The sequence below is a fragment of the Bradyrhizobium acaciae genome (assembly GCF_020889785.1).
Classification (GTDB): domain Bacteria; phylum Pseudomonadota; class Alphaproteobacteria; order Rhizobiales; family Xanthobacteraceae; genus Bradyrhizobium; species Bradyrhizobium acaciae.
In genome coordinates this window covers 1-6,830 of sequence record NZ_JACMYK010000236.1, presented here as the reverse complement: position 1 = coordinate 6,830, position 6,830 = coordinate 1, and the positions used below count along the sequence as shown (strand labels likewise).

The 6,830-nt window shown below is 59.4% G+C and carries 8 protein-coding genes and 2 pseudogenes; 6 read left to right on the top strand and 4 right to left on the bottom strand.

Annotated features, from left to right (window positions below):
• Positions 1 to 271 precede the first annotated feature (271 nt).
• Positions 272 to 631 carry a hypothetical protein gene (locus H8A92_RS39085; RefSeq protein WP_274613587.1) on the top strand — a complete coding sequence of 120 codons (360 nt, stop codon included), beginning with the start codon at positions 272 to 274 and terminating at the stop codon, positions 629 to 631.
• 120 nt (positions 632 to 751) lie between these two features.
• On the opposite strand, the gene H8A92_RS39080 is transcribed toward H8A92_RS39085, so the two are convergent.
• From H8A92_RS39080 to H8A92_RS39065, 4 genes are all read right to left on the bottom strand, one after another.
• Complete coding sequence (locus H8A92_RS39080) at positions 752 to 949, bottom strand: helix-turn-helix domain-containing protein (protein ID WP_229200595.1); 198 nt, start codon at positions 947 to 949, stop codon at positions 752 to 754.
• A 33-nt stretch (positions 950 to 982) separates the two neighbouring features.
• Positions 983 to 1,156, bottom strand: a complete 174-nt coding sequence (locus tag H8A92_RS39075) for a hypothetical protein (protein WP_229200594.1) — start codon at positions 1,154 to 1,156, stop codon at positions 983 to 985.
• A gap of 75 nt (positions 1,157 to 1,231) precedes the next feature.
• Positions 1,232 to 1,474, bottom strand: coding sequence for a hypothetical protein (locus tag H8A92_RS39070; RefSeq protein ID WP_229200593.1), 243 nt, complete (start codon positions 1,472 to 1,474; stop codon positions 1,232 to 1,234).
• 90 nt (positions 1,475 to 1,564) lie between these two features.
• Positions 1,565 to 2,062, bottom strand: coding sequence for a recombinase family protein (locus H8A92_RS39065; RefSeq protein WP_229200596.1), 498 nt, complete (start codon positions 2,060 to 2,062; stop codon positions 1,565 to 1,567).
• Positions 2,063 to 2,316: 254 nt separating this feature from the next.
• Between H8A92_RS39065 and H8A92_RS39060 the strand changes: the two are divergent.
• From H8A92_RS39060 to H8A92_RS39040, 5 genes and pseudogenes are all read left to right on the top strand, one after another.
• Positions 2,317 to 2,439, top strand: a pseudogene (locus H8A92_RS39060) (transposase); the annotation flags it as partial.
• 768 nt (positions 2,440 to 3,207) lie between these two features.
• On the top strand, positions 3,208 to 4,179 hold the full coding sequence (locus H8A92_RS39055; RefSeq protein ID WP_229200592.1) for a TauD/TfdA dioxygenase family protein: 972 nt from the start codon (positions 3,208 to 3,210) through the stop codon (positions 4,177 to 4,179).
• A 219-nt stretch (positions 4,180 to 4,398) separates the two neighbouring features.
• On the top strand, positions 4,399 to 4,920 hold the full coding sequence (locus H8A92_RS39050; RefSeq protein WP_229200591.1) for a thiamine pyrophosphate-binding protein: 522 nt from the start codon (positions 4,399 to 4,401) through the stop codon (positions 4,918 to 4,920).
• Entirely contained in the window at positions 4,920 to 5,516 is a 597-nt protein-coding gene (locus H8A92_RS39045; protein ID WP_229200590.1) for a thiamine pyrophosphate-dependent enzyme, read from the top strand. Before H8A92_RS39050 ends, H8A92_RS39045 begins: the two co-directional genes overlap by 1 nt.
• A 922-nt stretch (positions 5,517 to 6,438) precedes the next feature.
• Positions 6,439 to 6,830 (top strand): annotated as a pseudogene (locus H8A92_RS39040) (IS110 family transposase); the annotation flags it as partial.

The window sequence follows — 6,830 nt, the reverse complement described above, 5'->3', positions numbered from 1 at the left end:
TGCTAAATCATTGAACTTGCCGCTCTTCCGAACGTGGACAATTACCAAACTCTTGCTTGCGTACGGTTGAAAGCGTTAGCTCGGAGGGCAGCCATCGACGTCCAATACACCCGCTTGAATCGATTGCCCCGACGTTGCTCGACGGCTGCTGGCATGGCCCCGATGCTGGTGCCAGTGACGATGAGTTCGCACAATGCGTCAGCGTGGGCGGCTCGCTCGACCTTCTATCGGACCAAGCGTCGCTCCGTGCTCGGTAAGCTGGTAGCAGAGCATGCTTGCGAGCCAGGACTGCCTTCGTCCCAGCCTCTTGCTCCTCCAACAGCACGATAATCGTCTCTTCCATGAACCTTGCTCGCTTCATCTGTTCGTCCGTCTTGAGGCCGGAGTCGATCTCGATCTGGAGGAAATACGAGATTGTACCGTCCATCGTCGACCGGATCCACAAGACCCTGGTCGGCTTGAAGATGCCAAGAGCTTTGAAAGTGCTGGACCAACCGTACGTCAACTCGAGCGCGGCGGAGCCGGTGCACTGCAGGTAATCGACACCTTGGACCTGACGTTGCGCGAGAACCGCCGAATTAAGATGGCGCTGCGGATGACCAAACCGTCGACCACGCTCGCAGGATTCTAGCCGTCGCTTGATCGCAATCGCATTCTCGCGCTGGCCTCCTCGACTTTGTCGACTGCCATGAGGTGATTCACTTCCTCGGCTCACCCGAGTCCGATTCATACTGCCCACCTCGCTACGCCGTTATAGTTCAAGCTCTCTTTGGCGGAGATCGCTAGACGACAGGCACCGGACGCGCCGCGCCTGAGCGGCGTTCCTGACCTCGGGATGCTCCAGGTCAAGCGCCTTGATCACCCAGGGTGCGCCCTTGCACAGCTGGTGCGCGGGCAAGCTTCGCTCCGCGATCAGACGGCGAACCGTCGATGGGCTGACCTTCAACACAGCGGCGGCTTCGTCCAGAGTGATTTCTCCTCTCTACATGCGTTCGCCTTCCCGGTAGGGCTCGATAGATTGCTGGTTGCGCAAGTGGCGAACGCGGGCGCGGGTCCAGCTGCTGCCCCGCCCCGTCGACTTGCCCGCTCGGTTGAGGACCGCCGCGACCGTGCCGTCGCGCATCTGGCGTGCCAAAACACGCACGAGGTCGATCACATCTGCGGATGTGCTCCAGCGGTGTTGGCCCGCGCAGTTCTTTCTGATCTTTAGCGCTGCGTGATCGCCGCCCTGTCAGTGACTCACAAGTTCAATTGCCACATCGCCGACGGGTACAACGACTCCGTAGACTAAGATTCGGATGATCCGCTTGCGCGTGGCAGTCGTCGCCCCAGGACTGTTCCAGGCTCGCTCCGAATCGGAGCCAAGCGCAAGAAACCGCTCGCGATCCGCCACGCTTAGAGCACTCTCCGGCTTGGCCAACAGTGCACTGCGTTGTTCCTCGAGCGCGCCCGCGGTCAGCAGCCGTTCATCCAACGTCGCTCCAGCTCGCCGGCGATTAGGCGATTGTCGGGATCGACAGTCTCATATCGCCGACGAGCCTGAGTGGCCTCATAGCGCGCTTGCTCAAGAGCTTCTCGGCGTGCTTGTGGCCGCGGTCCTCCTTGGCAGACAGCGCAGCTTGGACTCCAAACGGCTGCAGGCGAGCGATGACTTCGGCGCTGATTGCGGCATCCACACGCAGGCCGCCGAATGAGATGCATGGCTCTCCGCCATGATTGATCTGGCAACCGCGGCAATGATAGCGCCCGACATTGCTGCGCGTGCCGCTGTAGGCAACGTGACGTTTACGACCGCAGTGACCGCAACGAAGGACCCCGCAAGAAGAGCCTCACCGCAGCGGACCGAGCCACGACTCATGAAGCTCTTCCCATTGGCGTTATCGGTGATCAAGCGCTGATTCCTCTCGAACTCCGCCCATGTAATGTAGCCCTCATGGTGGTCCCTGATCAAAACCTCCCAGGTGCTGGGCTCCCGGCGGAAGCTCCGAACAATTCTCTTGCGGCCGGCCTCGATCGTCACCCGACGGCCAGAGCGCCCGAAGACGTAGGTGCCAGCATAGATCGGATTGGTCAGGATGTGGCGGAGAGTGTTGTAGACGGTAACTTACATTCGACGCGACGGCCCTCGGGGCCACGGCTGACTGCAGGCAAGGCGATTCCCTCTTGCCGTAACCATAGGTAGACCTGGCGCAGCGTCTGCATCTGGCGAACTTGGCGAACACGAGTGAGAGCGCCTCCTGAATGCGTCGATCAGGATCGTTTCGATCTGATCGTGCGGCCGCGGTGCGCGTTGCGCGCTTGTCGTCCTTGCCGCCGGCATGGCTTGGCCTTGTGCCACGGCAGAACTCGAGCGGTGGTAAAGAACGATTGGGCCGCATCACGAAGATGGGCGATCGCACTATCCGCCGGCTCCTCGTCATTGGCGCTATATCCACGATACGCTGGTCGTGGGGTAAGCAGAACTTCACTCAAAGTTTGGCTAGGGCGCATTATCGCTCGCAAGCCGATCAAGCTCGCTGCAGTCGCTCTGGCCAAACGGCGACGATCATCTGGGCAGCGATGACGCGAGAGGAGACCTACCGCACAGCACAAGTATCGGCCGGCGGGACCAGCCGGATCCTGGCGGTCGTGGGCGACACTGAACTATCGAATTAGGTTCGACTACCCGGGAAACTGAACAAGCTTTGAATGAATGCAAGTTGCTTCGCCGGTCCCTAGGCGTTGGCGCAAGGCCGAAAACTGGCAATTCTATTGTGAGCTGTCGTCTCGCCGACCTGGATCGGGTGATATCAGCCCACCAGGAACGATAGGTGCGTAAGCGCTGGAAAGATGTAACGCTAGCCGCGAGCGCGATATGCTGCAAGCCATCGATCTGAGCGAGCGATAGTGATCGACCACGAGCCAGAGAGAAGTGCCGACCTTGACGCCCGGCTTAAGGCTATACGCCGGCGAGTTCGCAATCGCCGGGTTGACGCGCGTTCGCTGGGGGTCGATCGATTGCGATCATCGGGTGCTGCGGCGGTTTCGGGCAGGCGCAGACATTCGTCGTGCAGCACAAGAGTTTTCAACTATCGAGAAGAGCCTGGTGACACACGATAGCCGAATTGCATGTTGGACTGATCAGTAGCAGTGCCACGGATGCTTTCGTGTCACAGCCGAGTGAATAACTCGGTATGCCGAAAGAGCGTAATGTTGGAGAATAGTACCATGGCTGAAACGGCTTTGATCGAAAATGTCATTCCCCGTCCCGATGTCGTCAGACGCACGGCGTGCATCGGCGCTGAGATCGAGAATATCAAGCTGTTGAGCGATTTGCCGGACCAGACCATCGCTGCGATCAAAGGCCTGCTGCTAGAGCACACGGTTATCTTCTTTCGCGATCAGGGTCATCTCGACGATGCCGAGCAGGAGCGCTTTGCTTTTCGTTTCAGGATGCTTATGCAACCGCCGCCGGGTGCTGCTAAGGGAACCATATCCATCCTCGAGATTGATTCCGCACGTGGAGGTGTGCGCGCTGACAATTGGCACATCGATGTGTCCTGCCTGCAGGCCAATCCCACGATTGCGGTGCTGCGGCGAAGCGTTGTGATCCCACTAATCGGCGGCGACGCGGTGTGGGCAAACACTGCGGCCGCATATCTCGACCTGGCGCCACCGCTGCAACGGCTTGCCAACGAGCTCTGGGCTGTTCACAGCAGCGCGTTCAATTTCGCCGTAACCGCGTGCCCCAGCGAAGCCGATGAGAAGCGTGATGAGGAACTCCTTACCAGAACGAGGTTCGAGACCGAGCATTCCGTTGTACGTGTCCACCCGGAGACCGGCGAGCGCACGCTGGTGCTCGGCTCTTATGTGAACCGCCTTGTTGACATCGCGAAACATGACGGCCAGTGGTTGTTCGATCTATTCGAGGCTCATGTCACCACGCCGGAAAACACCGTGCGCTGGAACTGGAAGCAGGTCGATGTCGGCCGGTGCAGGGTAGCGCGCGTCAAGATCATCGACCGGTTCCCCGCGAACGTCGTCGAGCAAGCTCGCAGATTTCACAGAGATCCAGCTGACACAAACTACACACTTTGCGGGGATCGCCGCATGCAATGTCTGCAAGTCGGTGACCTGTCTCGTCGTTTGGACCCAGTCTCGTCCACGAAACGTAGCCTACGCGCCCTTGGACTGCACTGAAACTCGTTACTAAGAGTTGAGCTGGTCATTGTGACGCTCAAGAACGCCTCTGCAAGTTCGGATTGCACTTCTGGAGTGCAGACGTTGGACGGAGGTCCGATCACCGTCGAAGATCGTCTCGAAATTATCGGGCGGGCAAGCCAAACATCCGAGCTGCGAAGGGCGTGTCTCTCCGTGCGACGAGCGGCCTCCGCCCCCCCCCCAAAGGGAGCAATGCAGATGGGTACAGCAGTGGCTGGCCAGGAAGGCTGGCAAGAAGACGTGTTCTGCGTACTGAGACAGCATGGCGTGAAGCACGTCGTCTATGTTCCGGATACCAGCCATTCCACGGCGATCCGCTTAGCCGAGGCGGACAACGAGATCAACGCGATCGTCCTGACGACAGAGGAGGAAGGCATCGCCTATCTGGCCGGCGCCTGGCTGGGAGGCGAACGCGGCGCGCTTCTCATGCAGTCGAGCGGCGTGGGTAACTGCATCAACATGCTGGCACTCCATTCCTGCGTGCGCTTTCCACTTCTGATGGTCGTCGGCATGCGCGGAGATTGGGCAGAGTTGAATCCATGGCAGTGCCCCATGGGGCGCGTAACCGAGAAGGCGCTGAACCTTATGAACGTCATGACTTGGCACGTGGACCGTGCCAAGGATGTCGCACCGCTTTTGCATGGCGCAGCCACTATGGCATTCAACGGGGATCATGCGTGCGCCGTACTGCTCGGACAGCGATTGATCGGGGGAACGTAATGCGTGAAGTAATTCAGTACGGTACGCTCGACCGCCGCGAGGCGGTAGCACGGCTGCTTGCTGGCCGGAAGAAGCTGTTGGTCGTCGGTGGTATCGGTTGGGCATCGTTCGACGTCATGGCGGCCGGCGATCACGATAACAATTATTACCTGTGGGGTGCCATGGGCAGCGCCGCCATGATCGGCCTCGGACTCGCGACGGCCCGACCCGACCACTCGGTGCTTGTCCTCACTGGCGACGGCGATATGCTCATGAGCTTTGGGGCGCTTGCGACCATCGCGGTCCGTAACCCTGCCAACCTGACCGTGGCCGTCCTCGACAACGGCCATTTCGGTCAAACCGGTTGGCAGGAAAGCCACACCGCGCGCGGGCTTGCGCTTGAGCAAGTCGCGAAGGTCTGCGGCTTCTCGTGGAGCGTCAAAATCACGAATCTCGCCGGTGTCGACGATCTGCGCGATCGGCTCTATAGCCGATGTGGTGTGAAGTTTTCTGTGATCAAGATAGCGGCCAAGGCTTTCCCGCGAGTTCCCCCGCCTCGCGACGGATCCTACATCAAGAGCCGATTTCGTTCGGCGCTAGGATTTCAACCTATCTGATGAGCGTCAAAGCCAAAGGTGCAGGACGTCTTCGACGCACTCGACCGAGAGTCGTTAGTGAACGCGAGTGGCCGCGACGTCGAATAATCATATCGCGGCCAACTGCGGCATTTCTCCATCGAGGGCATCAACCCGCGATTCAGGGCGCGCACCGCGCGCTCGTCGCAGGCCGCGGCGAAAATGAACTCGATCGGCAAGGCCGGCTCGTGCGCCAGCTGGGCTATCTAGTCATTGCGCGAGACGCTGAAGCTCGTGCGAGGAGGTCCGGGGCAACGGCAAGCTGGTTGCAGATTGGGCACAGCGGCGCAGCCGCTAGCAGCATGTCCGCGACACCGTCTTGGCGCCAATAGCCGCGACAGATTGACTGCACCTATCGGCGATAGCTGTTAAAGCCAGTTTAAATATTCTACGCGCATCTAAGTTCTGCGTCGGCGGCCACGCCAGCTTATAAGGCTTTCGCATGTGATGAGCGCTCTTCGCGCCATGGCAGGAACGAAGCCTATTGAACCAGAAATTCATGGCGTTTTAGGCTTTGGCTGGCGCATTGTAAGCGCAGAAGCGTCCGATGGAGCTAAGAATTTCTTCGGCTGATTTTGTCCATCGGAATGGGCTGGGGTCGGCGTTGTGCTGTTTGATGAAAGACGTGATTCCAGTACGTAGCTCCGCCACGCTGCGGTAGATGCGGTGCCTGATTTTGCACTCGGTGATGAGGGCAAAGAAGCGTTCGACCTGATTTAGCGAGGATGGACTGGTTGGCGTCAGATGGAGCGCGGCCGCTTTGCCAGCCAGTTACGGATCAGCGACGTCGTATAGGTCGCGAAATTGATGGGGTAGACGCCCCCTGACGGCATCGCTGTGCCAACGCGGTGTCGTTGATCATCACTTGAACGGAGGCGTCTGTATTGGAAATTAACACAATCGGTTGGATCTGGCGAAAAATGTGTTCCAGGTGCATGGCGGGGATGCGTGGGGAAGTGTGCTGTTCAGGAAAAAGATTCGCCGCGATTAGGTGCTTAGGTTCCTTGCCACGCAATCGACTTGTACCTTTGCCATCGAGGCATGTGCCGGCGGCCATTACTAGGCGCGGGAGATTGCGAAGGTGGGGCATGCTGTCCGGCTGATCGCCCCAGGTTACGTCAAGCCTTTCGCGAAGCGGCAAAAGAACGATGCCGCTGACGCCGAAGCGATCTGCGAAGCCGCCCGGCGGCCGACCATGCGGTTCGTTGCCGTGAAGAGCGAAGGGCAACAAGCCGCGGCCATGGCGTTTCGTGTTCGTGACCTTGTGGTGCGCCAGCGGACCCAGACCAGCAATGC